This window comes from Catellatospora sp. KI3 (assembly GCF_029948125.1).
Taxonomy (GTDB): Bacteria; Actinomycetota; Actinomycetes; order Mycobacteriales; family Micromonosporaceae; genus Catellatospora.
The window spans coordinates 539,058-564,264 of the sequence record NZ_JASAMB010000001.1 but is presented as its reverse complement, the minus strand read 5'-3'; the positions used below and the strand labels follow the sequence as shown (position 1 = coordinate 564,264).

Sequence of the window (25,207 nt, the reverse complement as noted above, 5' to 3'; positions counted from 1 at the left end):
ATTTGCAGGTCCCGCGATCAACGCGCTAGTGTTACGGAGCCGACGCGGGGTGGAGCAGCTCGGTAGCTCGCTGGGCTCATAACCCAGAGGTCGCAGGTTCAAATCCTGTCCCCGCTACAAATACCAAGGGCACTTACCCGGACCGGGTAAGTGCCCTTGGTCTATCCGGTGCCTACGACTGCGTCCGGGGGTTGCCGTCGAGCACCGGCGGGGCCGCACCGATGTACACCTTCACGGCGTTCTCGCCGAGCACGGCGACGTCCAGGGTGCAGTTGTTGAGCCACGCCTGGTGGATCTCCGCCCGGATGCAGGTGGTCTCGGCCTGCTCGCGCAGGTCCTGCGGCAGGTCGTTGGCGAAGAACGGCCGGCTCGGGTTGCCGGCCTGGACCTGGCCGCTGCACGCGGTGAGCAGGTTGCTGGTCGGCGGGACACGCCAGCTCTGGCCGTAGACGTTGTACAGGTCGCTGAACGAGAGCGGCACGTTGAAGATCGTGCCGTCCGCCGCCTCCAGCTTCGTGACGTCGTTGTTGGGGTTGGCGAGCAGGCCCCGTACCGACGTCGGCCAGGTGCCCATCCCCACCGACAGGTCGACGTAGAGCGGGTTGACCACGGCCTTCATGCTGTCACCGGCGTCGTTGACGACGGTGTACGTGTTGCCGCTGCGGTTGACCACGACTCCGGGCAGCGCGAGCTGGCCCGAGTTGAGCAGGACGGCCTTGCCGTTCACGTAGAGCTTCGGGCCTAGCGCCACCACGACGCTGGTGCTGCCCGAACGCGTGCCGACGCACGCGTTGATCGACGTGTTCGGCCAGTTCGGCGCACCCGACACCTTCCGCGACTGCACCTCGAAGCCGCTGGTACGCGCCTCGATGAAGTCGCCGCTGGCCTGGAAGTCGTAGGACAGCCCGGAGAAGGTGTGCTCATGGGTGTCGCCCACGGCGGTGGCGTACGCGCAGTTCGCCGTACCCGTGTTGGACGTGTTCTCGGTGAACAGGATGGCCGGGCCCGGCGGAGTGGGGGGTGGCGGCGGAGACCCGAAGCTCAGGTTGTTGGTCTCGCCCGTGAAGCCCTGAGCCACGCAGATGGGCGCGGCCGTGCCGCCGTAGTTGATCCGGGTCCGGACGGTCAGCGAGGCGCCCGGGTTGAAGTTGGCGGAGAAGCCGCCGCCGTCGCCGAACACGTTGAACTCGGCGATCTTCCAGCCCGCGGCCGCGTTGACGTAGTTGCCGCCGGCCGTCGTGTAGGCGGTGAGCCCGACAAAGGTGGTGACGCTGTCGCTGCCCGGGTTCGCGGTGCCGGACACGCGCAGGTTGGCCAGGTTCGTGATCGGCTGGTTGGGCACGCCCACGGCGGTGGGGCTGTTGCGGTAGCAGTGGATGGCGTAGGTGAACCACCCGGCGGGGCACGGGGCGTTGTAGAAGATCAGCCAGTACTGGATGAAGGACATCCCGGACGTGCCGTTGTTGGCGAAGATGAACTGCTCCCAGCCCCGGCAGTTCGGGTCGGGCGAGGCGGCGCAGGCGGTGCTGACGAAGAAGTCGGTGTTCAACTGCAGCGAGTACGCGTTGGCCACCGGCGCGCCCACCCCGCCGGGCGGGCTGCTCACGCTGGTCACGCCCGACACGTTGTCGAACGAGCCGATCGCGTTGAAGATGAACCCGCTCGGGGCCTTGGCCGAGAGGTCGTCGCCGTTGCCGACGACCATGGGCCGGGGACCGGTGCGGGGGTTGTTCGGCGCCGCCGGGCGCGGCACCATCGGATTCTTCGACGGCGTCACGCACGCCGCCCGCTGCCACTCGACGGCCGGATAGACGGCCGTGAAGCAGCCCTGGGCCGGCTTGGCGAGCTGCGAGATCCTCGTCTGCCAGTCCTGCTGGGCCGCCAGGCTGGGGTGTGTGTCGATCGTCGCGGCCTGTGCGGGCGCCGTGGACACCAGTAGCGCGGCGGTGAGCGCGACCGCGCTCAGCACCCGGTGCCGTACGGTGCCGGTGAAGCTGGATAGCCTCATGTCTCCTCCCGAGTCCTATGTGGGCATCAGTGAGGAGAGCAGGCGGCGGCTGCGAAACGACTGTGAAACGGTTGTGACCCTGCCCAGATGCATCGACGAGTGTCGTTGTAGCACGAACGGCGGAGGGCGCCCACCCCGCGGGGTGGGCGCCCTCCGCCGTGCTGTCAGCTCAGTGGGCCAGCAGCGCGTGGTAGAAGTCGCGGTAGCGCTGCACCGCCTGCCGCAGCTGCTCGGTGTCGCCGTCCGCGCCCTGCACCAGCGAGTCCAGCTCGTCGTGGCGGCGGCTCAGCTCCTGCTGCATCGTCTGCAGCGCCTCCTCCACCAGGTCGCGCAGCTCGGACGTGATCCCGGCCGGGTCGTCCACGAACCGCAGCTGCAGCGCCTCCCAGCGGTCGCGCAGCTCGTCGGTCTTGCCGTCAGCCCACAGCGTCGCGGGCGCCGGCTGCTCGGCCCCGGCGGCGGTCGGCACCGCGGCGACACCGACGGCGACGTCGTCGGGCCGCTCCTGCGGCTCGGTCTGCGCCGCAGCGGCCGCGGCCACCTCGGCGTCGCTCAGGGTCTGCTCGGCCGGTTCAGGCTCGGACTCCGGCTCGTCCTCGAGGTGCTCCGACAGCGGGGCGGCCTCGTCGGTCTCGGGACGGAACTCGCCGCGCGGCTGCGTGGTGCCGTCGCTGTCGTCGGCGCGGTCGTCCTCGGTCGCGTCGTCGGTGGCGGCGGAGTCGGTCGGGACGTAGACGCCGTCGCGCTCCTCCAGGTCGACGATCGGCTCGTCGCCCCGCGCCTCGGGCCGCTCCGGCACCGCGTCGACGTCGACGACCTCGCCGTCGGCGACATGGTTGCCCTCGTACCCGCGCGGCGCCTCCTCGCGCAGCTCGTCACGGTCCTGATCAGTCTCGGTACGGGTGTCGTACGTGGTCATGCGTGCACCTCTTTCGGCTGCCGGGCGGCATCGGTTCGGGGGGACTGCTCGTCGGTCAGGGGCGCCACCGGCTCCTCGCCGAGCAGCTGGGCGGCGAGCTTGCGGAAGTGGACCACCGCGACCCGCAGGTCCTCGGTGTCCGCCTGCCCGTCGCGGCCGCGCGCACTGATCTCGTGCGCGTGCCGGTACGACTCCAGCGTCTCGGCGTGGTCCACCGACAGCTGGGCCAACTGCTCGTCGTAGTCGCCGGTCGGGTAGCCGCGCGCCGCGACGAGTTCGGTGATCAGGTCGTCGGCCTCGGCGACCGCCGCCGCCGGCTCGTCGACGAACCGCTGCTGCACCGAGCGCCACCGGGCGGTGAACCGCGCGCGCTCGTCGTCGGTCAGCTCGCGCAGTTCGAGTTCGGCGTGGCGGCGCTCGCGCTCGCGCAGTTCGGCCTCGGCCGCGGTGCGGGACTCCTGCTCGGCCAGCACTCGGTCGTACTCCGGGCCGAATCGCTGCCGCAGCGCGGCCCGCCGGGCGTACAGCCACGCGCCGACCCCGCACAGCACGAGGACGACCACTACCGCGATCAGCAGGACCAGCTGTGTCGTTGTCATGGTGGGGTACCTCCTTCACAGGCGGAGATACCCGGGCGACGCTCTGTCAACCCTGTGAAAAACCTCAACGCGCGGGTGGGTCGCCGACCAGCAGCCCGAGGTCGCGCAGCTCCTCATCCGACTTGTCGTGCAGCTTGCGCCCCAGCAGCACATGCGGCTTGTGTACGACGATGCCCGCCGGTTCGGCCGCCAGCGGTTCCTCCCAGCCCCGGAACAGCGCAAGCAGCCGGAAGCAGAACCCGACCGCGACCGAGACGCCCGCCGCCCACCAGGTGCTGAGACCGGCCGTGTCGCAGGTGATCCACACCATGCCGGTGAGCAGGGCGGTGCCGACGAACCACTCGCTGCGGATGAACTCCTTCGGCGCGACGCCGCTGCACAGGTCGATGTAGACCCGGCCGGCGGTGGGGCCGACGATGGCCAGCACCAGGATGCCGATGGCGGGGATCCCGGCCGCGGCCGCCTTCTCGGCGGCGGCCACCGCGTACCAGGGCAGCGAGAAGGCGGTCATCAACTGGAAGAAGCCCTCGCGGAACAGCTGGCCGGGGCCGTAGGCGACCTTGTAGCCGAGGTACCCGAAGAGCACGCTCAGGGTGATGTAGGCCGGGTTGGTGAGCGCGCTCGGGACCTGGTTGATGAGCACGTCGCGGGTCACGCCGCCGCCGATGCCGCCGAGCAGGGCCATCAGGATCACGCCGACGACGGTGTACTGCCGGAAGTGGTCCGGCCGGCGCGCCAGCAGCGCCCCGTTCAGCGCGTTGGTCGAGGCGGCGATCAGGTTGATCAGCGTCTGATCGCCGTACCACTGCCACCCGCCGAACTGGATGGAATGACCCAGCACACTCACAAACGTGAGCTTATCGACGAAAGCGACAAAAAGGAGAGTGTCTCGGCCAACGACCCTCGCCGACCCGGCCACCGCAGCCGCAGATGACCGCAGCCCGTCCCCGAAACGCCGATCTTCCAGCGGTGATCGTTATTCGAGGTCAGATCATGGCGCTGAACCGCGCCGTCTGACCGCAAACGACGATCTTGGCGGAAGGAGCGCGCGCGACGCGCGGCGCCGGGAGCGACGCGCGGGAGGGCAGCCGGGCGCCGGACGGGCGGCGTGGCGCGGCGCGGCGCGGGAGGGGCGGTCCGGCGCGGCAAGGCGGCGCGGGAGGCGCGGCGGGGCGGCGCGGCGGGGCGGCGCGCGGCAGGGCGGGCCCGGTGGGAAGGTCAGCCCTCGGCGCGGCCGTGGCGCCAGTAGCCCATGAAGGCGACCGAGCCGCGGTCGAAGCCCAGCTCGGAGACCAGGTGGCGGCGCAGTGTGCGGATCACCGCCGCCTCCCCGGCCAGCCAGGCGTAGACCGAGCTGCCCGCCTGCTCCGGGACCTCCCACAGGATCCCGGCGTCGACGTCGACGTCCTCGATCTCGGCGGCGCTCGCCGATCCGGGCACCAGCCGCGCGGCCGCCGCCTGCACGGCGGGGATCAGCCGGGCCCCGTGGGCGGCGCCGTCGCGGGCCAGCCACTCGACCCGTACCCCCTCGGGTGCGACGATGCCGAGCTGGTCGGCGGCGTGCGGCACCTCCAGCACGGCCGCGCCGACGGTCTCCTCGGGCAGCCGCTCCAGGATGGCCGCGATCGCGGGCACCGCGGTCTCGTCCCCGGCCAGCAGCACGGGGGTGCCGGGCGCGGGCGGCCGGAACTCGACGCCGCCGTGCTCGCCGGGGTACGTGGCGTCCGGCCCGAGCAGCACGATCTCGTCGCCGGGCTTGGCGGCACGCGCCCACCGGGAGGCGGGCCCGGTGTCGCCGTGCAGGGCGACGTCCACATCGACCTCGCGCAGCTCGGGCCGTACCGCGCGGGCGGTGTAGGTGCGGATGGGGTTGCGCCGCTCGTCGGGCAGCGAGCGCCAGGCCGTGTACCAGTGCTCGTCGGTGGGCAGTCCGGCCAGTCCGATCCCGGGCAGCGGCAGCACCAGCTTGATGCGCTGGTCGTACCCGTTGTCGGCGAAGGTGCCCAGCTCCGCGCCGGTGAACGTCAGGCGCAGGAAGGAGGGGCTGAGTTCGGCGACCCGGGTGACGGTGGCGGTGAAGAAGCGCCAGGGCTGGGTTGCCGGCATGCCGAAGCCTCCTGGGGGATGGGCAGTGCTGTCCCCGCCGATGGCTCAACCGGCGGGGACAGCGGTTTAGGTTAGGCTAGCCTATGTTGTTCGTCGATCAAGCGGTGGGTACCGGTTCGGGCTGCTCGGCCTCGGCGGCGGCCGCCGCGGGCCGGACCGCCGGGACCCGGCGCAGCGCGATCAGCGCCACCACCGCACCCAGGGCCATCACCGCGACCGCGCCCAGCGCGGCGGCGTGCATGCCGGCGGTGAAAGCCACCTTGGCCCCGCGCAGCAGGTCGGCCGCGGCCGGGCCGGGCAGGGTGTGCGCGACGCCCGCGGCCCCGGCCAGGGTCTCCCGGATGGTGCCGGCCGCGCTCTCCAGCCCAGCCGGCACCGGCACCTCGTGCCGGTAGACCGCGGTGCCGAGGCTGCCCAGCAGGGCCATGCCCAGTGCGCCGCCGAACTCGGTGCCGGTCTCCGATACGGCCGAGGCCGCGCCCGCCTGCTCCGCGGGGACCGCGCCGACGATCATCTCGGTGCCCAGCGACATCACCACGACCAGGCCGGTCGAGTAGAACATGGCCACGACCAGCAGCAGCCACAGCGGCGAGTCCGCCTGGACCAGCTGGAACGCGGCGAATCCGGCCAGCGCGAGCAGGAACCCGGCGCAGACCAGGTACGCCTTGCGCACGCCGCGCTGGGCCAGCGCCGCCGCGGCCGGTGCCGCACCGCCGACGACCAGCGACGGCGCCAGGCTCCACAGCGCCGCCTTCAGCGGGGACATGTCCAGCACCGACTGCAGGAACTGGGTGGTGAAGATGGCGAAGCCGACCAGGCCGAACATGGCGAGCACGCTGACGACGATGGCGCCGCCGAACGCGGGCCGCCGGAACAGGGCCAGATCCAGCATCGGGTACGCGGTGGCGCGCTGGCGCCAGACGAACCCCGCCGCCAGCAGCAGCCCGGCCCCGATCGCGGCCAGCGCCCTGGGCTGCGCGCCGTGCGCCGCGATCTCCTTGACGCCCCAGATCACGGGCAGCACCGCGCCGAGCGACAGCACCGAGCCGAGCAGGTCGAACCGGCCGCTCCGGGTCTGCCTCGACTCGGGCACCAGCGCCGGGGCCAGCACCACCAGCAGCACCATGAACGGCACGTTGATCAGGAAGACCGAGCCCCACCAGAAGTGCTCGAGCAGGAACCCGGACAGGATCGGGCCCAGTGCCACGCCGGAGGTGAGGGCGGCGGTCCAGATCGCGATCGCGGTGGCCCGCTGCTTCTCCTGCTGGAACATGTTGCGGACCAGGGCGAGGGTGGACGGCATCAGGGTGGCGCCGCCGATGCCGAGCAGGGCGCGCGCCCCGATCAGGGCCTCGGCGCTGTGCGCGTACGCCGCGGCGGTGGAGGTGGCCGCGAACGCGATCGCGCCGATCAGCAGCAGCTTGCGCCGCCCGATCCGGTCGCCGAGGGCGCCCATGGTGATGAGCAGCCCGGCCAGCACGAAGCCGTAGATGTCGAAGATCCACAGCTGCTGGGTGGCGGAGGGGTGCAGGTCGAGGCTGATGAACGGGACGGCGAAGTAGAGCACCGACACGTCCATGGAGACCAGCAGCAGCGGCAGCAGCAGCACCGCCAGGCCGATCCACTCGCGCCGGCCCGCCTGCGGGGCGATCTGGGGACTCATGGGAGACCACCTTCTGCGTACACGGTACGCGCTTCTGTGTATGTCATACGCTTTACTGTGTACGTTATACGCGGTACTAGGATGACGGTCAAGCGCGTTGTGCGCGCACCGAGCAAGAGCAGGGACTATGGAGCTGGACAGCACGGCACTGCCGCCGAACGTCGCGGCGGCGTGGGGGTTGCGGGAGCGACCGGGCAAGGGACCGAAGCCGGGCCTGAGCGTCGAACTGATCGTGGCCGCGGGCATCCGGGTCGCCGTGGCCGAGGGCATCGGCGCGCTGTCGATGGCCAAGGTCGCCGCCGAGGCGGGCGTGTCGACCATGGCCCTCTACCGGTACGTGCGGTCAAAGGACGAGCTGCTCGAACTCATGGTCGACGCCTGCATCGGCGAACCGCCGCCGCTGGACCCGGCACTCGACTGGCGCGCGGGCCTGACCGCGTGGGCCTGGGCGGTGCGCACGGTCTACCTCGACAACGCCTGGGCGCTGAAGGCGCCGATCAGCGGCCCGCCCGCGACCCCGCACCAGCTCGCCTGGCTCGACGCGGGCCTGCGCTACCTCGCCGGCACCGGGCTCGCCGAGGCGCGGAAGATGTCGGTGCTGCTGCTGCTCAGCGGGTACGTCCGCAACGAGGCGATGCTGACCGCCGACATCGCCGCCGCCACGGCCGCCGCTTCGTCCTCACTGGACGACGCGATCGCCGCCTACGGCAGGATGCTGCGGGTGCTGGTCGACCCGGTCCGCTTCCCGGCCCTGGGGCGCGTGGTCGAGGCCGGGGTGCTGGAGCAGGCCGACGATCCGGCCGAGGAGTTCGTGTTCGGGCTGGAGCGCATCCTCGACGGCGTGGGCATCCTCATAGCGGCCGAGGCCTGACCGGGATCACCGTCCGGACCCGACAGCGGGTAGCGTGCTCGCGTGTCCGACAACCCCTCTGCGGTCGTGGCGGCCGAGCGCCCGAAGCACGGCCTGGTCTGGTCGGTGCGGCACCTGTTCGCGGTGCTGGGCACGACCGTCGTCCTGCTGGCCAGGCACCTGCCCGTGCTGCTGGCGCTGATCTTCGCCGGGATGGCCGGGCGCCGCGCGCTGATCTGGGCCGCGGTGCAGCTCAGCGACGTCAACGGCTTCGCGGGCATGCTCGTCTTCCTGATGACGCCCGTGCCGATGGCGCTGGCCGTGGTGCTGATGCTGCGCGCGGTGTCGGTCTCGCTGCCGTCGCGGTTCACCGACGAGTCCGGCCCGGCGGGCCGCAAGCGGCGGGTGCTGCGGCACTGGGCCAGCGTGATCGTGCCCTTCGCCGTCGTGTACACCGACTTCGGCTTCTTCGCCGAGGACAAGCGCGTCTACCTGTACGAGGTCGGCCGGGACGAGATATTCAACAACGGCGACGCGTACACCAGCTCGCCCACCGACCCGTTCGAGTACCACCCCGAGGCGATCAACATCGCGGAGCGGCTGCCGTTCGACCGCGTGGGCACGCTGTTCCTCATCCTGGTGGCGGTGCTGCTGCTGCGCATGCTGCTCGGCCTGCGGGCCAAGGAGCTGTGGCACGGCCTGAGCATGGTGCGCGCCTACCTGGAGGTCACCTCGGTCACGGTGGCCCTGCTCATCCTGCGCAACGTGGGGTATCCGCTGCGCGACTTCGCCGAGAGCCGGGTGTCGGTCCACTGGGCCTTCCACCCCGAGGAGTACCTGCCGGCTCCGGTGCTGCTGGCCTTCGACGTGCTCCGCGGCCTCGTCATGGACGTCCAGTCGGTGCTCATCGCCCCTGTCGCCTGGTTGGCGATGGCGGCGGTCGTGTACGGCCAGTACCTCGGCGTGACCGTGCTGAAGGGGCGGGCGCTGGCCGGGGCGGTGCGCCGGTGGCGGCGGGTGCCCGGTTCGCTGCGCTCGTTCGCGCGCACGGCCACCGCAGACGGCCGCGACTCGCTCGGCCCGCTGCTGCGGGTGCTGCGGACGCTGGCCACCACCGGCCGCGTGCCGGTGCTGCTGTACTGCGTGCTGTTCGTGGCACTCCAGCTCGCCGGCACCGGGCTGTTCGCGCTGGAGCGCATGATCATCGGTCCGGGGGACCGCACGCTGTTCTGGATGCCGCTGTCCTGGGTGCTGGGCACCTTCAACGACGCCGTGGTGCTGACGCTGCAGATCGGCCTGGCCGCGGCGACGGTCGACCGGGTGCTGCGGCTGGACCGGATCTCAGCCCTGCGGCGTCAGCCGGTAGTCGTGGTAGGGGTCGGAGGGGAAGTGCAGCCGGACGGCCACGGCCTCGGTGCCGACCGGCGTGGCGAAGTAGGCGACGGTCTGGTACACGCCTGAGCCGGCCGGGGTGGTGCCCGGTCCCGTGGTGGGGCTGGGCACCGCGGCGGCCGTGCCGGGCGCTGCCGACGGGGTGAGCGCGGGCGCGGGGCTCGGGTCGGCCTTGCAGGTGGCGAAGCCGATGTCGGCGCGGTCGATCTCGTCGGCGCCGGTCTCGAACACCCGCCCCGCGGCGTCCTCGAGCGCGATCTCGCAGTAGTCGTTGCGGGTGGGGTCGGCCGACTCCAGCCGGAGCACGGCCCGCCAGGCCATGACGCCGTGCGGCAGCTCGAAAGGCTTGCCGCCGTACGTCGTCAGCTGCGCCTCGGTCAGCTCCACCAGCGTGACCCGCGCCCCGGCCATGGAGACGCTGCCGTCGGCCGCGGCGGACAGGACCGGCAGCTCGCGGCGGCGCCACTGGTCGAGGTTGGGCAGCAGCGCGGCGAAGGCCATCGCGGCCAGCGCGGGGCCCAGCGCGACCAGGCCCCAGGCGTTGCGCCGCCACCAGCCCCGCTTCACGCGACGGCCTTCGGCAGGTAGACCGGCGCCGGGGTGGGGTCGGACAGCACCTTGCTGACGTCGGAGATCGGCAGCGGGATGGCGATCATCGAGTCCATCTCCTGTTCGAGGGAGTTCTTCGCCAGCAGCAGGGTGAGGTCGCCGGCGGCGTCGGCAGGCACCTCGAAGACGATCTCGCCCTCGACCGGGATGCCGGGCTGCAGCGGGTGGTTCAGCATGAACTGCTGGAGCCGGTCGCTGGTGAGGAAGGTGCGGCCCCTGCCGTCGCGCAGCGCCGCCCAGCCGATGCGAGACGTGCGATCGGCGGCGACGGCACGGATCTTCGCGATGACCCATACCCCCTGGGTGTCCAGGATCGCCTCGCCGAGCTTGAGTTTCGCGGCGCAGCGCACGCGCACGCCGGTCGCGGTGAACAGGCGGCCGGGCACCGGCTCGGCGAACGCGCCCGCGGTCTCGAACGGCCGGTCCTGGGTCCAGTTCTCGTCCAGCCACAGCAGGTACCCGCCGACGGCCAGCGTCACCACCACGAGCGCGAGCGTCCCCAGCCGGTGCGGCAGCTTCCTCACTTCGTCGCTCCTGCCACGACGGGCACCGTGACGGCGGCGGTCGGCTCGGTGTCGGCCACGTACTCCGGCATGCCGGGATCCGGGTCGTCCTCATGGGTCTCGCACAGCACGCCCACCGGCAGCGACGTCGGCGCCTGCTCGGTGCCCGCCTGCTCCCACACGAACGCGACCCGCTCGGTCATGCTCGGGTGCAGGCGCCGGATGAGGTTGCCGTCGCGGGCCAGGATGATCCGGTCCGGCTCGACCGTGGTCAGGCCCTTGGTCCCCGGCAGGCGCAGCATGGCGTAGAGGTTGTCCATGCTCCTGTCGGCGGTGACGGTGACTTTCGCGATGGCGACGAGCCAGCGGTTGCCGTCCTGCTTCAGGTGCAGGTCGCCGAGCTGCGTGAACGTCTTGACGTCGGTCACCGCGACGGTCCAGCGGCCGCAGTCGACGACCTCGCCGACGGCGACCGGCTCCCCGGCCGCCGGTGGCTGCGGCACCGCGTCGAGGCCGCCGAACGCCCCGGTCACGGCCACCAACCCGGCGCCGATGACGTAGTAGACCTTGCGGAAGACCGTCTGCAGCAGCTCACCGAGCACCTGCCGGACGACCCCGCCCCCCATGTCTGACACAGCGGCGAGCATACTGACCGGCCGCGGGCGCGGACAGCGGGCGTCCGAAGTGGGACGCCCGCCGCCGGAAGCCCTGCGGCTCAGCCCATCCAGGCGAACGTGGCCGGGTCGGGCCCGATCCGGCCGCCGTTGTCGAGCGTCGCGATCGCGGCCAGGTCGTCGTCGTCGAGCTCGAAGTCGAAGACGTCGATGTTCTCCGCGATCCGGGCCGGGGTGACCGACTTCGGAATGACCACATTGCCCAGTTGCAGGTGCCAGCGCAGCACCACCTGCGCCGGGGTCTTGCCGTGCTTGGCGGCCAGCTGGGCCGGCACCGGCTCGGCCAGCAGCGCCTTGCCCTGCCCGAGCGGGCTCCACGCCTCGGTGCGCACGCCGAGCTTGTCGTGCAGTTCGCGCAGCTGCCGCTGCGGCAGGTACGGGTGCAGCTCGATCTGGTTGACGGCGGGCACCACGCCGAACTCTTCGGCGAGCCGGGTGAGCGCCTCGGCGGTGAAATTGGACACGCCGATCGCGCGCGCCCGCCCGTCGGCGTGGATCTTCTCCAGCGCGCGCCACGCCTCGGTGAACAGGTCCTGCGACGGCACCGGCCAGTGGATGAGGTAGAGGTCCAGGTAGTCCAGGCCGAGCCGGTCCAGGCTGTCGTCGAAGGCGCGCAGCGCGTCGTCGTACCGGTGGTCGGTGTTCCACAGCTTGGTGGTGACGAACAGCTCCTGGCGGGGCAGCCCGCTGCCGCGCAGCGCCCGGCCGGTGCCCTCCTCGTTGAAGTAGATCTTCGCCGTGTCGATGCTGCGGTAGCCGGCCTCCAGGGCGGTGGCCACCGCCTTCTCGGCCTCGTCGTCCTCGACCTGCCACACGCCGAACCCCAGCTGGGGCATCTTGACGCCATTGTTGAGCGTCACCTCGTTACCCGTCATCCCCCCATCCTCCCAGCCGGGTAAGGAAGGGCCCCTTCTTATCGCATTCCGTAGTAGAAGGGTCCCTTCCCAACCTGGCGCCGGAGGGAGTTGCAGGGTGCGCGGGCGCCGCCGTGGCGGCCGTTAAGAAGGGGCCCTTCCTCTACGTAATGCGATAAGAAGGGGCCCTTCCTTTCCTCAGGAAGTGAGGGGTTGCGATGGAAGCGCTCCCATGGAAGACTGGGGGCACTCGCGACCGGGAGCCATGCGTCGCGCGAAGCGGCACGTCAGGGCACGGACGGGCCGAAGCGACACCGTCGCCGTCCACCCAAGGGACTGCGGCGGCAGCAGGTTTCCATCGCCGGGCGCTGCCCGGCGTATCCGCGAGGAGTTCATCTTGTTGCACGCTCTGCGGCGGTCCCGCCACAGAATCTTCCGCAGGTCCAGCGCGGTGCTCACCGCCGCTGTGGTGGTCGCGGGCGGCCTGGCCGTCGCGACCCCGGCGCACGCCGCCGTCGCCTGCGAGGTCGTCTACACCGCCAGCCCGTGGACCGAGGGCCCCAACACCGGCGGCTTCACCGCCAACCTCACCTTGAAGAACCTCGGCGACGCATGGAGCAGCTGGACGCTGACCTACGCGCTGCCCTCCGGCCAGTCGGTCACCCTGCCGGGCTGGTCGGCGAACTGGTCGCAGTCGGGCCAGAACGTCACCGGCACCAACCTGAACTACAACGGCAGCATCGGCACCGGCGGCAGCACCGGCATCGGCTACAACGGCCGCTGGAGCGGCACGTACTCCAGCCCGACGTCGTTCAGCGTCAACGGCACCCCTTGCACGGGTGCGAACCCGGCCCCGACGGTGAGCATCACCTCGCCGGCCAACAACACCCACTTCACCGCGCCCGCCTCGTTCACGATCGCGGCGAACGCGGCCGACACGGCTCCGGGTTCGGTGGCCAAGGTCGAGTTCTACCGGGACGGGCTGCTGCTGGGCTCGGACACCGCCGCGCCGTACACGTGGGACGTCTCGGCGCTGCCGGTCGGCACGTACGTGTTCCAGGCGAAGGCGACCGACAACCAGGGTGCCAGCGCGACCGCGAACACCACGGTCGTCGTGGACGCCTCCGTCGCGCCGAAGGTGCTGGTGAACGCGGCGAGCACCGCCGCGGTCAGCGTCCCCGAGGGCGGCACCAACACGTTCAAGGTGAAGCTGTCGGCGGCGCCGGCGGCCAACGTGACCGTGGCCGTGGCCCGTACCGCCGGTGACACCGACGTGACGGTGTCGACCGGTGCCGCGCTGACGTTCACCCCGGCGAACTTCGGCACCGAGCAGACGGTCACCCTGGCCGCCGCGCAGGACGCCGACAACGCCAACGGCACCGCGACCATCACCGCCAGTGCCACCGGGTACGACGCGGGCGTGGTCACCGCGACCGAGGCCGATGACGAGGTCAACGTCTACACGCAGCGGTTCCTGGAGCAGTACAACAAGATCAAGAACGTCGCGAACGGGTACTTCTCGCCCGAGGGCGTGCCGTACCACTCGATCGAGACGCTGATCGTCGAGGCGCCCGACTACGGTCACGAGACCACGTCCGAGGCGTTCAGCTACTGGCTGTGGCTGGAGGCCTACTACGGCCGCTTCACCCAGGACTGGACCCGGTTCAACCAGGCCTGGACGGTGATGGAGCAGTACATCATCCCGTCGGCGGCCGACCAGCCCAACGCGGGCGTGGCGGGCACTCCGCAGTACGCGGCCGAGCACCTCACCCCGGCCAACTACCCGTCGCAGCTGGAGCCGAGCGTCCCCGTCGGCGCCGACCCGCTGCGCAGCGAGCTGCAGAGCACCTACGGCAGCGGCACCATCTACGGCATGCACTGGCTGCTCGACGTCGACAACAAGTACGGCTTCGGCCGCTGCGGCGACGGCACCACGCGTCCGGCGTACATCAACACCTTCCAGCGGGGCCCGCAGGAGTCGGTGTGGGAGACCATCCCGCAGCCGAGCTGCGACAAGCTCAACTACGGCGGCACCAACGGCTACCTGGACCTGTTCGTCAAGGAGTCCAGCGCCCCGGCCGCGCAGTGGAAGTACACCAACGCCCCCGACGCCGACGCGCGCGCCATCGAGGCCGCGTACTGGGCGCTGACCTGGGCGACCGAGCAGGGCAAGCAGTCGCAGATCGCGTCGACCCTCGCCAAGGCGTCGAAGATGGGCGACTACCTGCGCTACGCCATGTTCGACAAGTACTTCAAGAAGATCGGCAACTGCGTCGGCGCCACCACCTGTGCCGCCGGCACCGGCCGTGACTCGATGCACTACCTGATGTCCTGGTACTACGCCTGGGGCGGCGGTCTGACCTCGGCGTGGTCGTGGCGGATCGGCTCCAGCCACAACCACTTCGGCTACCAGAACCCGCTCGCGGCGTACGCGCTGGCCAACGTCAACGGCCTCAAGCCGCTGTCGCCGACCGCCAACGCGGACTGGACCAACAGCTTCAACCGCCAGCTGGAGTTCTACCAGTGGCTGCAGTCGGCCGAGGGCGGCATCGCCGGCGGTGCGACCAACAGCTGGAACGGCTCGTACGCGCAGCCGCCGGCGGGCACGCCGACCTTCTACGGCATGTACTACGACGAGAAGCCGGTCTACCACGACCCGCCGTCGAACCAGTGGTTCGGCATGCAGGTCTGGTCGATGGGCCGCATCGCCGAGCTGTACTACGCCACCGGCAACGCCAAGGCCAAGGCCCTGCTGGACAAGTGGGTGCCGTGGGCGATCGCCAACACCACGGTCAGCGGCACGAACTTCGCCGTCCCGTCGGAGATGGCCTGGTCCGGCGCGCCGACCACGTGGAACCCGGCCAGCCCGGCCACCAACACCGGCCTGCACGTGACGGTGACCAGCACCGGCCAGGACGTCGGCGTCACGGCCTCGCTGGCCCGCGCGCTGCTGTACTACGCCGCCAAGTCGGGCAACGCCTCGGCCAAGACCACCGGCAAGGCGCTCATCGACGCGCTGTACGCCAAGGCCGAGAGCAAGGGCGTGTCGACGGCCGAGACCCGCGGGGACTACGCGCGGTTCGACGACGTGTACAACGCCTCCACCGGCCAGGGCATCTACGTGCCGTCCGGCTGGACCGGCCGCATGCCCAACGGTGACACCATCACCGCCGGCAAGTCGTTCGTCGACATCCGCTCCTGGTACAAGCAGGACGCCGACTGGTCGAAGGTGCAGACCTTCCTCAGCGGCGGGTCGGCCCCGACGTTCAACTACCACCGGTTCTGGGCGCAGAGCGACGTGGCGATGGCCTTCGCCGACTTCGCGGCGCTCTTCCCGAACGGCTGACGCCGTCCGGGAGTTGGACAGCCCGGCCTGACGGCCGGGCGTGGTCCCGGCAGCCTGCTCCGGCGGGCGGGCCGCCGGGACCGGACAGACCCTCTCGCAGGTGGGAACGCGGGGGTACGGGCTTCGGCCCGTACCCCCGCATCCGTATGTGATCGCGCGTCGATCGCGCGTAGATCGGGTGTCGATCTTGCAGTTTCGGGGAAATTGCGCGAATGCCCGCCAAGATTCCAGCAGTCTCCCCGAAACTGCCCGGAGCAGCCCGGAGCGGTGCGGCCTGGACGGCCGCACCGCTCCGGGTTCTTCGCGGTCAGGTCAGATGTGGACCTGGTCGCCGGGGGCGAGGCCGGTGGCGACGAGGCCCCAGCCGCTCCAGCCGCCGCGGTTGTTGCCGCCGTTGTTGATCCAGGCGGTGATGGCGCCGGTGGTCGGGTCGACGATGAGGTAGTCGGCCTTGCCGTCGCCGTTGAAGTCCGAGAACCGCACCTGGTTGCCCGGAGCCTCGCCGGTGGCGACTACGCCCCAGTTGCTCCAGCCGCCCCGGCCGTCGCCGCCGTTGTTGATCCAGGCGGTCACCGCGCCGGTGGTCGGGTCGACGATGAGGTAGTCGGCCCTGCCGTCGCCGTTGAAGTCGGCGAACCGCACCTGGCTGCCCGGGGCGAGGCCCGCCGCGACCTGGCCGTAGCCGCTCCAGCCGCCGCGGTTGTTGCCGCCGTTGTTGATCCAGGCGGTCACGGCGCCGGTGGTCGGGTTGACGATGAGGTAGTCGGTCTTGCCGTCGCCGTTGAAGTCGGCGAGCTGGATCTGGCTGCCGGGGGCCTCGCCGGTGGCGACGACGCCCCAGCTGGTCCAGCCGCCGCGGCCGTCGCCGCCGTTGTTGATGTACGCGGTGATGCCGCCGGTGGTCGGGTTGACGATGAGGTAGTCGGCCTTGCCGTCGCCGTTGAAGTCGGCGAACCGGACCTGGCTGCCCGGGGCGACACCGGCCGCGACCTGGCCGTAGCTGGTCCAGCCGCCGCGGTTGTTGCCGCCGTTGTTGATCCAGACGGTCACGGCGCCGGTGGTGGGGTTGACGATGAGGTAGTCGGCCGGACCGTCGGCGTTGAAGTCGACGCCCGGGTTGCCGCCGTCGATGATGTTGTCGTAGCGGTACGCCTTGTACCCCGAGGTGGGGTGGCCGTCGAGCGAGGAGTCGGAGAACGAGTGGCCCGGGTTGTAGTCCACCGGGGTGGAGCCGAAGGCGTAGTAGGCGAAGCTGGTGGACGTCTCCCACTTGCCGAAGAGGATGCCGTGGCCGTCCTGCGTGATCAGGAAGTCGCCGGGCTTCAGCGCGCTGCGGCTGATCTCGGTCACGTACGGCATGGTGGGGAAGCTGCCCGTCCACGGCTGGTCGCTGAGGTGCAGCGCCATCGAGATGTAGCCGGTGCAGTCGGTGCGGTAGTTGTCGCCCTGCGGGTCCGGGAACGATCCGCTCTGGTTGTAGGTGATCTCGCCGGCGTGGGCGAGCCAGTACTCGGCTCGGGCGATCACCTCGCCCCGGGTGATCGGGCCGCCCTTGACGGACGCGGCGTGGGCCGCCTGCGCGGTCCCGGTCATCTCGGCGGTGACGCCGACGCCGGCGCCGATGCCCGCGGCCAGCGCTAGAGCGAGCGTCGCACTGGCGAACCGGCGGCGCATGGGGGTGTCGGTGAGCATTCGAATTTCCTTATCCGGTATGAGGGTGCAAGTCATCGCGGCGGCGCCCGGCGGACGCCGTCTTCACTTGAGTGGTGTCTTATAAGAGGTGCCAGCCCCGCATCGCCGGGGCTTCTGCAACGCGATTCACAAGCTCGGCGGAAACGTCTCGGGCGCCGCCGGGACGAAGTGCGCGGACGAAGAGGACGATCGCCATCCGACCGGGCTGAATGCGGACCACGACATGGTCGACGCCGTCGTCCGGGCGGGAGAGTGCCCAGATCAGGTCGGTGACGACGCCTTCGCCGGTCCCTGTGTGCGCCGTACCGTCACCGCGCAACCGCCAGGTGACCAGGTGCATGTCACCCCCATTCGTTGCCGCCGTCGGCAGAAATGGTCGCGGCCGAGGCGGAGGCGGTTGCGACAGAATGCTGCGCGAGCCCCACTCCGAGCAAGGAGAGTAGTGACAGAACGATCGCCAGCCGCGCCGTCCGCTTCATTTCCGGTCCCCGTTTCCCAAGTCTTTCCGAGCCCCTTTCGGCTCGCCTGGAACAAGGATGTGGCAGCGGATCGGAGAAGTCATCAGTAAGCCGCTGGCAGCAGCATGCCCGGCACTTTGATGCCAGTCGCCGCAAGACGAAACCCCTGCTCATCGAGTTGATGAGCAGGGGTTTCGGGGAGGGTTACGAGACGGTGCAGGTGCTTCCGTTGAGGGTGAAGGCGGTCGGCTCGGGGTTCGCGGTGGTCCACGAGCCGTTGAAGCCGATCGGGGCGCTGGCACCGGGCGCCAGGGTGCCGTTCCAGCCCAGGTCCGTCGCGGTGACGTTCAGGCCGGTCTGGGTCCAGGTGGCGCTGTGGCCGTTGGTCACCGCCTGGCCGGTGGCCGGGAAGGAGAACCGCAGCGTCCAGCCGTTGATCGTGGTGGTGCCGGTGTTCTTGATGACCACCGTGACCGACATGCCGCCGGGCCACTGGCTCCCGATGGTGTACGCCACGTCGCAGGACGCGCCGCCCCCGGTCGGCAGGGTGGTGAAGGTGACCGGGGTCGAGGCGGTCGAGAGGTTGCCCGACCCGTCCACGGCCACCACGTAGTACGTGTACGACGTGGCGGCGGTCAGCCCGGTCAGCGCGAACGTGCTGGTGGTCGGCGAACCGACGAGCACGTCCGTCGCGCCCGCTTCCCGGTACACCCGGTAGCCCGCCAGGCCGCTGCCGCCGGTGTCGGTCGACGCGCTCCAGCTCAGCGTGGCGCCGGTCTGGGTGATCGCCGACGCGGTCGGCGTGCCGGGCCGGCTGGGCGGGGTGGTGTCGTTCGGCGGGGCGCCGGTGGTGAACGTGACCGGGGTCGAGGCGGTCGAGGTGTTCCCGGCGCCGTCGACGGCCACCACGTAGTACGTGTACGCGGTGGAGGCCGCCAGGCCGGTCAGCGTGAACGTGTTGGTGGTCGGCGAACCGGCCAGCACGTCCGTCGCGCCCGCCTCGCGGTACACCCGGTAGCCGGCCAGGCCGCTGCCGCCGGTGTCGGTGGCGGCGGTCCAGTTCAGCGTCGCGCCGCTCGACGTGACCGCCGTGGCGGTCGGGGTGCCGGGCTGGGTGGGCGGGGTGGTGTCGGGCGTGCCGCCGCCGGGCGCGTCACCCCAGACCTTGGTGGTGCCGTCCCACAGCGTGATCTTGCTGTTGCGGGCCATCGTCGCCTGGTACGACCAGTCGTTGCCCACGTCCCAGGTGCCCGAGCTGGTGATGCGGAACTGCACCTCGCGACGCCAGTCCGACTGCCCGGCCGGGATGATGTTCTGCCCGGCGCAGGAGACCGTCACGTAGTACACGCTGCCGCTGTGCTGGGTGGGCCCGGTCGGCGGGGAGCACTGGCTGTACGCCACCGACGTGGTGATCTGGCTCGGGGTGGTCGCCCCGTCCAGGGTGAAGTAGTAGCGGAACGACGCGTTGGTCAGCGCCCGCGCCGGCCACGCCGACTTGTTGTACACCAGCGCCTTCACCTCGGTGAACGTGGTGCCGGTGGTGTTCAGGCCGGACTCGACGTACATCTCGGCGTCGTCGGGGGTCTCGGCGCCGGGGAAGCCCGCCAGCGGGGTGCCGCCGTACTCGCTGTACATGCGGACCAGGGCCGAGGTGAAGCCGGCGTTGTAGTCGGTGGCGACCTCGTTCATCTGGTAGTTCTGCCGGTCGTCGGTGTAGGCGTCGTTGGCCGAGCCGGGGCCGCCGACCAGCGCGCCGTACAGCGTGTGGCGGTTGTTGACCGGGCTGGTGAGCTGGTCGGTCCACGAGCCGTGCGCGGTGCGGTGGTGCGGGTTGATCGGCGGGTTGGCCCCGAAGCCGTTGACGTAGCTGCGGTGGTTCGGGTTGTCGCCGAGGATGTAGTTGATCTGCCGTACGCCGAAGTCGTGGTAGCGCGCCTTGCGGGTGGCGTCGGTGATCCAGTCGGAGTAGAGCAGCGCCACCCAGGCGGTGTTGGCCGAGTAGCGCAGCGAGCCCCACTGCTGCAGCCAGGCCTGGCCGCCGGGGGAGTAGGTGATCTTCGCGCCGTTCACGCCGACGGTCCAGTAGTCCAGCCAGCGGTTGGCGTCGTCGACGTACTGCTGCTTGCCGGTCAGCTTCGCCAGCAGCACGTACGACCCGTAGGTCTTGTCGTCCCAGTCCTGGGTCCACTTGTAGGAGTGGGTGCTGGACTGCGGCTCGGTGCTGAGGTTGGCGTAGTACGTCTCGGCCTTCGCCAGGTACGCCGCCTCGCCGGTGGCCCGGTGCAGCCAGATCGCGCCCCAGACCAGTTCGTCGTTGTAGCCGCTCCACGAGTTGTAGTAGCCGGCCGCGTCCGTGATGCACTCGCTGTACTTCTTGCGCACCGTGTCGGCGAACGTGTACAGCTGCCGCGCGTGGCTGACCAGCGTGTTGGCGTAGGTCGCGTCGGTGGGCCGGAACACGATCGAGGCCGCCGCCATCGCGGCCGCCGTCTCGGCGGCCAGGTCGGTGCCGCCGCAGCTCGCATCGATCTTGTATGAGGGCCGCGCCATCTTCATCACCTCGGCCGGACCCCACCACTGGTGGTCGGTGCCGCCGTTGCCGACCTGCCCGTAGAGGACGTTGGCCGACGGGTGCGCCTTGATGAAGTAGTCGTTGACGAACCGCAGGTTGTTCAGCAGCGGCGTGAGCTGCCCGGACGCCGAGTACGCCGCGCGGTACTCGACCGCGCCCCAGGCCAGCATGGTCGCCGTGGCGGCCATCGGGAAGCCGAACTTGACGTGGTCACCCGCGTCGAACCAGCCGCCGGTCAGGTTGAGGCCGACGTCGGAGCCGTCGTTCATGGCCGAGTTGCCGCGCCAGCCGACGCGGTTCCAGGACGGCTTCGGGCCACTGGCCTGAGCCTCGTAGAAGAACAGCGATTTCTGCAGGACCTCGGCGTAGTTGTACGGCCCGGCGGCGTGCGCGGGGGCCGCGGACAGGCCGAGGGCCAGGGTGCTGAGGGTGAGCGCGCTGACGGCACCGGCGAGTCTGCGTCTCCACCTGCCAGAAGGGCGGATGGCGCCAGGAGTGCTGGGCACTAGGATTTCTCCTGTCCGTGGAGCCGCGCGACGTGATGCGTTCGCGGTGGACAGGTGGGGCGGATGTGGGCGCATCCGCCCCACCGCAGCCCGCCTCACGGTCGTGCGGTGGGTGTCAGGGATCGGTGTGCAAATGTGTACACATCGATGGAAGCGCTCCCATCGACGTGCCTCCGATTTAACCCCGCCATTGCCGCCGCGTAAAGGCCTGATTTCACAACCGCGCAGCGGTGCTGGTACGCGCGGTGAGGGCCGGGGCGAGCAGCGTCGCGTCCGGCACCGGCTCGGCGTCCATCTTGCGCATCAACAGGTCCACCGCCTGGCGGCCCACGTCCTCGGCCGGGATCTGCACCGAGCTCAGCGGCGGCGAGCACCGCTCGGCCAGCTCGTCCGGGCAGATCGCCACCACCGAGATGTCCTCGGGCACCCGGCGGCCCAGCGCGCGCAGCGTGCCGAGCACATGCGTCACCGCCGCCTCGTTGTGCACCACCAGGCCGGTCAGACCGGGATGCCGGTCCAGCAGCGCGGTCAGCTCGGCGGTCACCGCGTCCGGGTGCTCCTCGCACGGCTGGGCGTGCGCGGTCAGCCCGAGCCGCCGCGCGGCGTCGGTGAAGCCGTCGCGGGTGCGGTGCGCGTAGCCGGTGTCGCGCTCGTACACCACACGCGGGGCGCCCAGCAGCGCGATCTCGCGGTGCCCGAGCGCGGCCAGGTGCTCCACGCACACCGCCCCGGCGGCGTGGAAGTCCAGGTCCACACAGGTCAGTCCGGCCGGGTCGGCCGGCAGCCCGATCAGGACGCTGGGCCGCTCCAGCTGGCGCAGCGTGGGCACCCGCGCGTCGTGCATCTCCACGTCCATCAGCACCAGGCCGTCGACCAGCGCCCCGGCCGCGACCCGGCGCAGCCCGGCCGGGCCCTCGTCGGCCGTGACCAGCAGCACGTCATGGTGGTACGCGCGGGCGCTGGTCACCACCGCGGTGGCGAACTGCATCAGCACCGGCAGGTGCATGCCCTGGCGCAGCGGCAGGACCAGCGCGATCACGCTGGCCCGCTTGCTGGCCAGGGAGCGGGCGCCCGCGTGCGGGTGGAAGCCCAGCGCCCGGATGCTGGCGTGCACCCGGGCACTGGTGGTGGCGGAGATGGCCCGCTTGCCGCTGAGCACGTACGACACCGTGCTCGTCGACACGCCCGCGTGCCTGGCCACGTCGGCGATGGTCACCACGCTGTCGCGCTGCGCGGGTCGCCGACTGGCCATCCTCCGCATCGCCTCCCCGCCCTCGGTACGCCTGCTCATGCCGGAAGCCCGCTTCGCGTGCCTCCGGCATGAGGCGCGCTGTGCCCCACGATTCGCTCGCTGCGCTCGCTCATGAGAACAGGAGCTCGTCCACGATGATGCCCGGCGCGTCGCAGACCAGGTAGAGATCGACCGGGCCCGCCTGCGCCGGGGCGGCCAGCGTACAGGCCAGCGGGGTGTAGGCGTACCGGCCGGAGCCGGGCGCGAGCACCTCGGCGAGCACGTCGCCGTCGAGCGGGTCGTCGGCGCGCAGCACCACCCGGCCGGACGCCCCGGCCACGCCGACCGCGACGCCGGTGCGGCCGGACAGGTCGGTCGGCCCGAACGACACCCAGCCGCCCGCGTGCACCGCGCTGATCGAGTCGCCCCGCTCCGGCGAGGTGTCCACCAGGGCGATGCCGCAGGCCTCGTCGTGGTCGACCGCGCGCAGCGCCGCGGCACCGCCGTCGACCGGGCGCGGGCGCCGCGGCCCGATCCGCTCGCCGCGTACGGTCAGCGTGGCGCAGCCGCGGATGTCGGTCGCCGAGCGGCCCACCATCACCTTGTGCCGGGCCGCCTCCACCACCGGACGGCCCGTGGTGACGTCCCAGAACGCCAGCTCCGACACGCGCAGCGGGATGTCGACCACCGCCCGTTCGCCGGGCGCGAGCCGCACCCGGGCGAACCCGCGCAGCTGCCGCAGCGGCTGCTTCACCCGCGAGCGCTGCTGGTGCGTGTACAGCTGCACCACCTCCTCGCCGGGCCGCTCGCCGACGTTGGCCACCTCCACCCGCACGCTGATCACCGCGTCCGGCTCGACCGTGTCGGCCGCGCCGTCGCCGCTGTGCAGGGTGACCGCGCCGTACTCGAACTCGGCCCAGCTCAGGCCGTGCCCGAGCGGGTAGAGCGGGGTGCCGCGGTAGTACAGGTAGGTGGCGTCGTTGGTGATGATGTCGTAGTCGAACAGGTCCGGCAGCTCGCAGTGGCTGCGGTACCAGGTCTGCGGCAGCCGCCCGGCCGCGTCCTCGTCGCCGAAGAGCACGTCGGCCAGCGCGTGGCCGAACTCCTGGCCGCCGTGGCTGCTCCAGATGATCGCGGGCAGGTGCACGTCGGCCCAGGTGATCGCGTACGGGTAACTGCTGGTCAGCACCAGTGCGGTGTGCTGGTTGGCGGCGTACACCGCGCGCAGCAGGGCGTCGGCGGCCGGGGGCAGGAACAGGTTCTCCCGGTCCTCGGTCTCGCGGCCGTTGACCAGCGGGTGGTTGCCCAGCACGACGATCACCGCGTCGGCCTCGGCGGCCACCAGCGCCGCCTGCTCGGCACCGCTGCGCAGCAGCCGCGGCACCACCCGGGCGGCGTGCTCGGCGTCCGCGCCGACCACGGCGGTGCCGTCCGCGGCGAACGCCAGGTACGACCGGGACAGCTCGTGGTGCAGTGACAGGGTGCCGTCGGCGTGCTCGACCAGGCGGAACGTCTCGTGCACCTCCCAGCCGTTGGGGCCGGGGGCGTCGTTGACCAGGACGTTGTCCCGTACCGTCACGTGGGCGCCGTTGGCGACCGCCCGCAGTGCCAGCACGCTGCCCGGATGCCCGCCCCGGCCGGGGTGGCTGCCCCAGTCGAACACGTCGAAGCCGTGCGGGTCGGCCTCGCCCCTGGTCAGCGCGCCCGCGGTCGGGCCCGCGCACAGGAAGCCGCCGTCGGCCAGCGCCAGCGCGACGCGGTCGGCGCCCTCGACGAAGTCGACCCGGTCGGGGCCAAGCCGCGCGACCAGCCCGTCGCGCGCCGTGACCTGATACGGGAGGGTGCCGCTGTACCAGTCGGTCATGAGCTGGTCGCCCAGCGGGCCGATCACCGCGACCCGCCCGGTGCTCTCGGCGTTGAGCGGCAGCAGCTGGCACTCCTGCTTGAGCAGCACCATCGACTTGCGGGCGGCCTCCCGGGCCAGCCGCCGGTGCGCCGACTCGTCGATGGTCTCCGGCGTGATCTGGGCGAACGGGTTGCTCCCCACCGGATCGAACTCGCCCAGCCGCATCCGGACGGTCAGCGCCCGGTCCACGGCGCGGTCGATGTCGGCCTCGGTGAGCAGGCCGCGCTCCAGCGCCTCGGTGATGCGCTCGACGGTCACATGTGAGCGGTCGTCGGCGTCGGTGAAGCTGTCCACCCCGGCCCGCAGCGCGGCCGCGTGGCTGGTCGCGTGGTCGGGGAAGTACGCCTGCTGGTCCGGGTCGGCCAGGTTGCTCGGCGCGTACGCGTCGGAGACCAGCAGGATCTCGTCCTCGGTCCAGGTCCGCAGCTCGTCGTTGATGAGCGGCGTGACGTGCGCGGGCCGCCCGTTGACCAGGTTGTACGACGCCATCACGGCCACCGCCGCGCCGCCGGCCAGGGCCGGGCGGTACGCGGGCAGCTCGTACTCGTGCAGCACCCGGGGGCCGAGGTTGCTGCTGCTCGTGCAGCGGTCGTTCTCGTTGTTGTAGCCGAGGAAGTGCTTGAGCGTCGGGGCGGTCTTCAGCAGCGTCGGGTGGTCGCCGCGCAGGCCCTGGGCGTACGCCTGGCCCAGCAGCCCGGTCAGCCAGGCGTCCTCGCTGTACCCCTCCTCGTTGCGGCCCCAGCGCGGGTCGCGCAGCGGGTTGACCACCGGCGCCCACACGTTGAGGCCGGCGCGGGACGGGTCCTTGTGGTGGCTGGCGCGCACCTCGTCGCCGACCGCCGCGCCGACGCGGCGGACGAGGTCGGGATCCCAGCTGGCGCCCAGGCCCACGGCCTGCGGGAATACGGTCGCCTCACCGAGCCAGGCCAGCCCGTGCAGGGCCTCGGTCCCGGTCCGGAACCCGCCGACGTCCAGGCGGGCGATCGGTGGCTGGTGCTGGTGCAGCAGGCTGATCCGCTCGGCGAGGGTCAGCTGTCGCCGCAGGTCGGCGACGCGTTCGGGCAGGGGTAGCCGCGGGTCGCGGAAGTTCATGGTCTTTTCCTTCGTCTGGGCGGACGGTCGGAAATTGCGTTCCGGCAGCCGGGTGGCCGCCGGTGGGGCGATCGGGTCGCGTGGAGCGGGTGCGGTGGAGCAGGTGGCGGTGCTCGGGCGCTGTCGAAGCGCTTCGACGTGCCCGGTGGCCGACGGTCCCGGTGGAGGCGGGAGCTTCGTCCTGGAGGTGTTGTCGAAGCGCTTCGACGGTGGTGCGAAAGAAACCC

At 71.3% G+C, this 25,207-nt stretch carries 18 protein-coding genes and 1 tRNA gene; 4 read left to right on the top strand and 15 right to left on the bottom strand.

Translation table 11 applies throughout. The features are described from left to right. Positions 1 to 43 precede the first annotated feature (43 nt). A tRNA-Met gene (locus QEZ54_RS02515) sits at positions 44 to 117 on the top strand. Positions 118 to 172: 55 nt separating this feature from the next. On the opposite strand, the gene QEZ54_RS02510 is transcribed toward QEZ54_RS02515, so the two are convergent. The 6 genes from QEZ54_RS02510 to QEZ54_RS02485 all read right to left on the bottom strand — a co-directional run bounded on the left by QEZ54_RS02510 (position 173) and on the right by QEZ54_RS02485 (position 7,295). Continuing rightward, a complete protein-coding gene (locus QEZ54_RS02510) occupies positions 173 to 2,008 on the bottom strand; it encodes a hypothetical protein (protein ID WP_281302781.1) in 1,836 nt (611 codons plus the stop codon). Between the two features lie 169 nt (positions 2,009 to 2,177). Further along, on the bottom strand, positions 2,178 to 2,927 hold the full coding sequence (locus QEZ54_RS02505; RefSeq protein ID WP_281302780.1) for a hypothetical protein: 750 nt from the start codon (positions 2,925 to 2,927) through the stop codon (positions 2,178 to 2,180). After that, entirely contained in the window at positions 2,924 to 3,526 is a 603-nt protein-coding gene (locus QEZ54_RS02500) for a hypothetical protein (RefSeq protein ID WP_281302779.1), read from the bottom strand. Before QEZ54_RS02500 ends, QEZ54_RS02505 begins: the two co-directional genes overlap by 4 nt. Before the next feature lie 64 nt (positions 3,527 to 3,590). After that, positions 3,591 to 4,373 (bottom strand): TRIC cation channel family protein, encoded by a 783-nt coding sequence (locus QEZ54_RS02495; RefSeq protein ID WP_281302778.1) that lies wholly within the window; start codon positions 4,371 to 4,373, stop codon positions 3,591 to 3,593. 371 nt (positions 4,374 to 4,744) lie between these two features. Continuing rightward, on the bottom strand, positions 4,745 to 5,632 hold the full coding sequence (locus QEZ54_RS02490; RefSeq protein WP_281302777.1) for a siderophore-interacting protein: 888 nt from the start codon (positions 5,630 to 5,632) through the stop codon (positions 4,745 to 4,747). Positions 5,633 to 5,729: 97 nt separating this feature from the next. Continuing rightward, the gene (locus tag QEZ54_RS02485; protein ID WP_281302776.1) at positions 5,730 to 7,295 is read right to left on the bottom strand and encodes an MFS transporter; all 1,566 of its coding nucleotides are present in this window, start codon (positions 7,293 to 7,295) and stop codon (positions 5,730 to 5,732) included. 127 nt (positions 7,296 to 7,422) lie between these two features. Here QEZ54_RS02485 and QEZ54_RS02480 point away from each other — a divergent pair, with 127 nt between their 5' ends. Together QEZ54_RS02480 and QEZ54_RS02475 are read left to right on the top strand one after the other, a co-directional pair. Further along, a complete protein-coding gene (locus tag QEZ54_RS02480; protein WP_281302775.1) occupies positions 7,423 to 8,166 on the top strand; it encodes a TetR/AcrR family transcriptional regulator in 744 nt (247 codons plus the stop codon). Positions 8,167 to 8,208: 42 nt separating this feature from the next. Beyond that, positions 8,209 to 9,606: a hypothetical protein gene (locus QEZ54_RS02475; RefSeq protein ID WP_281302774.1), complete on the top strand. Its 1,398-nt coding sequence runs from the start codon at positions 8,209 to 8,211 to the stop codon at positions 9,604 to 9,606. Here the strand turns inward: QEZ54_RS02475 and QEZ54_RS02470 are convergent. From QEZ54_RS02470 to QEZ54_RS02455, 4 genes are all read right to left on the bottom strand, one after another. Beyond that, positions 9,487 to 10,104, bottom strand: coding sequence for a hypothetical protein (locus QEZ54_RS02470; RefSeq protein WP_281302773.1), 618 nt, complete (start codon positions 10,102 to 10,104; stop codon positions 9,487 to 9,489). The genes QEZ54_RS02475 and QEZ54_RS02470 overlap by 120 nt on opposite strands. Continuing rightward, entirely contained in the window at positions 10,101 to 10,670 is a 570-nt protein-coding gene (locus QEZ54_RS02465) for a hypothetical protein (protein WP_281302772.1), read from the bottom strand. The genes QEZ54_RS02470 and QEZ54_RS02465 overlap by 4 nt, the downstream gene beginning before the upstream one ends. Then, positions 10,667 to 11,284: a hypothetical protein gene (locus tag QEZ54_RS02460; protein ID WP_281302771.1), complete on the bottom strand. Its 618-nt coding sequence runs from the start codon at positions 11,282 to 11,284 to the stop codon at positions 10,667 to 10,669. Before QEZ54_RS02460 ends, QEZ54_RS02465 begins: the two co-directional genes overlap by 4 nt. 80 nt (positions 11,285 to 11,364) lie before the next feature. Next, complete coding sequence (locus tag QEZ54_RS02455) at positions 11,365 to 12,198, bottom strand: aldo/keto reductase (protein WP_281302770.1); 834 nt, start codon at positions 12,196 to 12,198, stop codon at positions 11,365 to 11,367. 376 nt (positions 12,199 to 12,574) lie between these two features. On the opposite strand from QEZ54_RS02455, the gene QEZ54_RS02450 reads away from it, so the two are divergent. Further along, positions 12,575 to 15,523, top strand: a complete 2,949-nt coding sequence (locus QEZ54_RS02450; RefSeq protein WP_281302769.1) for a glycoside hydrolase family 48 protein — start codon at positions 12,575 to 12,577, stop codon at positions 15,521 to 15,523. A gap of 312 nt (positions 15,524 to 15,835) precedes the next feature. On the opposite strand, the gene QEZ54_RS02445 is transcribed toward QEZ54_RS02450, so the two are convergent. The 5 genes from QEZ54_RS02445 to QEZ54_RS02425 form a co-directional block, all read right to left on the bottom strand. Continuing rightward, positions 15,836 to 17,215, bottom strand: coding sequence for a VCBS repeat-containing protein (locus tag QEZ54_RS02445; protein ID WP_281302768.1), 1,380 nt, complete (start codon positions 17,213 to 17,215; stop codon positions 15,836 to 15,838). A 79-nt stretch (positions 17,216 to 17,294) separates the two neighbouring features. Continuing rightward, entirely contained in the window at positions 17,295 to 17,555 is a 261-nt protein-coding gene (locus QEZ54_RS02440) for a hypothetical protein (RefSeq protein ID WP_281302767.1), read from the bottom strand. A gap of 322 nt (positions 17,556 to 17,877) precedes the next feature. Further along, the gene (locus QEZ54_RS02435; RefSeq protein WP_281302766.1) at positions 17,878 to 20,751 is read right to left on the bottom strand and encodes a glycoside hydrolase family 9 protein; all 2,874 of its coding nucleotides are present in this window, start codon (positions 20,749 to 20,751) and stop codon (positions 17,878 to 17,880) included. Between the two features lie 214 nt (positions 20,752 to 20,965). Then, positions 20,966 to 22,042 (bottom strand): LacI family DNA-binding transcriptional regulator, encoded by a 1,077-nt coding sequence (locus QEZ54_RS02430; RefSeq protein ID WP_281302765.1) that lies wholly within the window; start codon positions 22,040 to 22,042, stop codon positions 20,966 to 20,968. 70 nt (positions 22,043 to 22,112) lie between these two features. Beyond that, positions 22,113 to 24,980 carry a glycoside hydrolase family 3 C-terminal domain-containing protein gene (locus tag QEZ54_RS02425; RefSeq protein ID WP_281302764.1) on the bottom strand — a complete coding sequence of 956 codons (2,868 nt, stop codon included), beginning with the start codon at positions 24,978 to 24,980 and terminating at the stop codon, positions 22,113 to 22,115. Positions 24,981 to 25,207 lie beyond the last annotated feature (227 nt).

Coding starts and splice junctions, on each gene's coding strand:
- QEZ54_RS02510 (WP_281302781.1), bottom strand. CDS start 2,008: ATGAGGCTATCCAGCTTCACCGGCACCGTACGGCACCGGGTGCTGAGC.
- QEZ54_RS02505 (WP_281302780.1), bottom strand. CDS start 2,927: ATGACCACGTACGACACCCGTACCGAGACTGATCAGGACCGTGACGAG.
- QEZ54_RS02500 (WP_281302779.1), bottom strand. CDS start 3,526: ATGACAACGACACAGCTGGTCCTGCTGATCGCGGTAGTGGTCGTCCTC.
- QEZ54_RS02490 (WP_281302777.1), bottom strand. CDS start 5,632: ATGCCGGCAACCCAGCCCTGGCGCTTCTTCACCGCCACCGTCACCCGG.
- QEZ54_RS02485 (WP_281302776.1), bottom strand. CDS start 7,295: ATGAGTCCCCAGATCGCCCCGCAGGCGGGCCGGCGCGAGTGGATCGGC.
- QEZ54_RS02480 (WP_281302775.1), top strand. CDS start 7,423: ATGGAGCTGGACAGCACGGCACTGCCGCCGAACGTCGCGGCGGCGTGG.
- QEZ54_RS02455 (WP_281302770.1), bottom strand. CDS start 12,198: ATGACGGGTAACGAGGTGACGCTCAACAATGGCGTCAAGATGCCCCAG.
- QEZ54_RS02445 (WP_281302768.1), bottom strand. CDS start 17,215: ATGCTCACCGACACCCCCATGCGCCGCCGGTTCGCCAGTGCGACGCTC.
- QEZ54_RS02440 (WP_281302767.1), bottom strand. CDS start 17,555: ATGCACCTGGTCACCTGGCGGTTGCGCGGTGACGGTACGGCGCACACA.
- QEZ54_RS02430 (WP_281302765.1), bottom strand. CDS start 22,042: ATGAGCAGGCGTACCGAGGGCGGGGAGGCGATGCGGAGGATGGCCAGT.
- QEZ54_RS02425 (WP_281302764.1), bottom strand. CDS start 24,980: ATGAACTTCCGCGACCCGCGGCTACCCCTGCCCGAACGCGTCGCCGAC.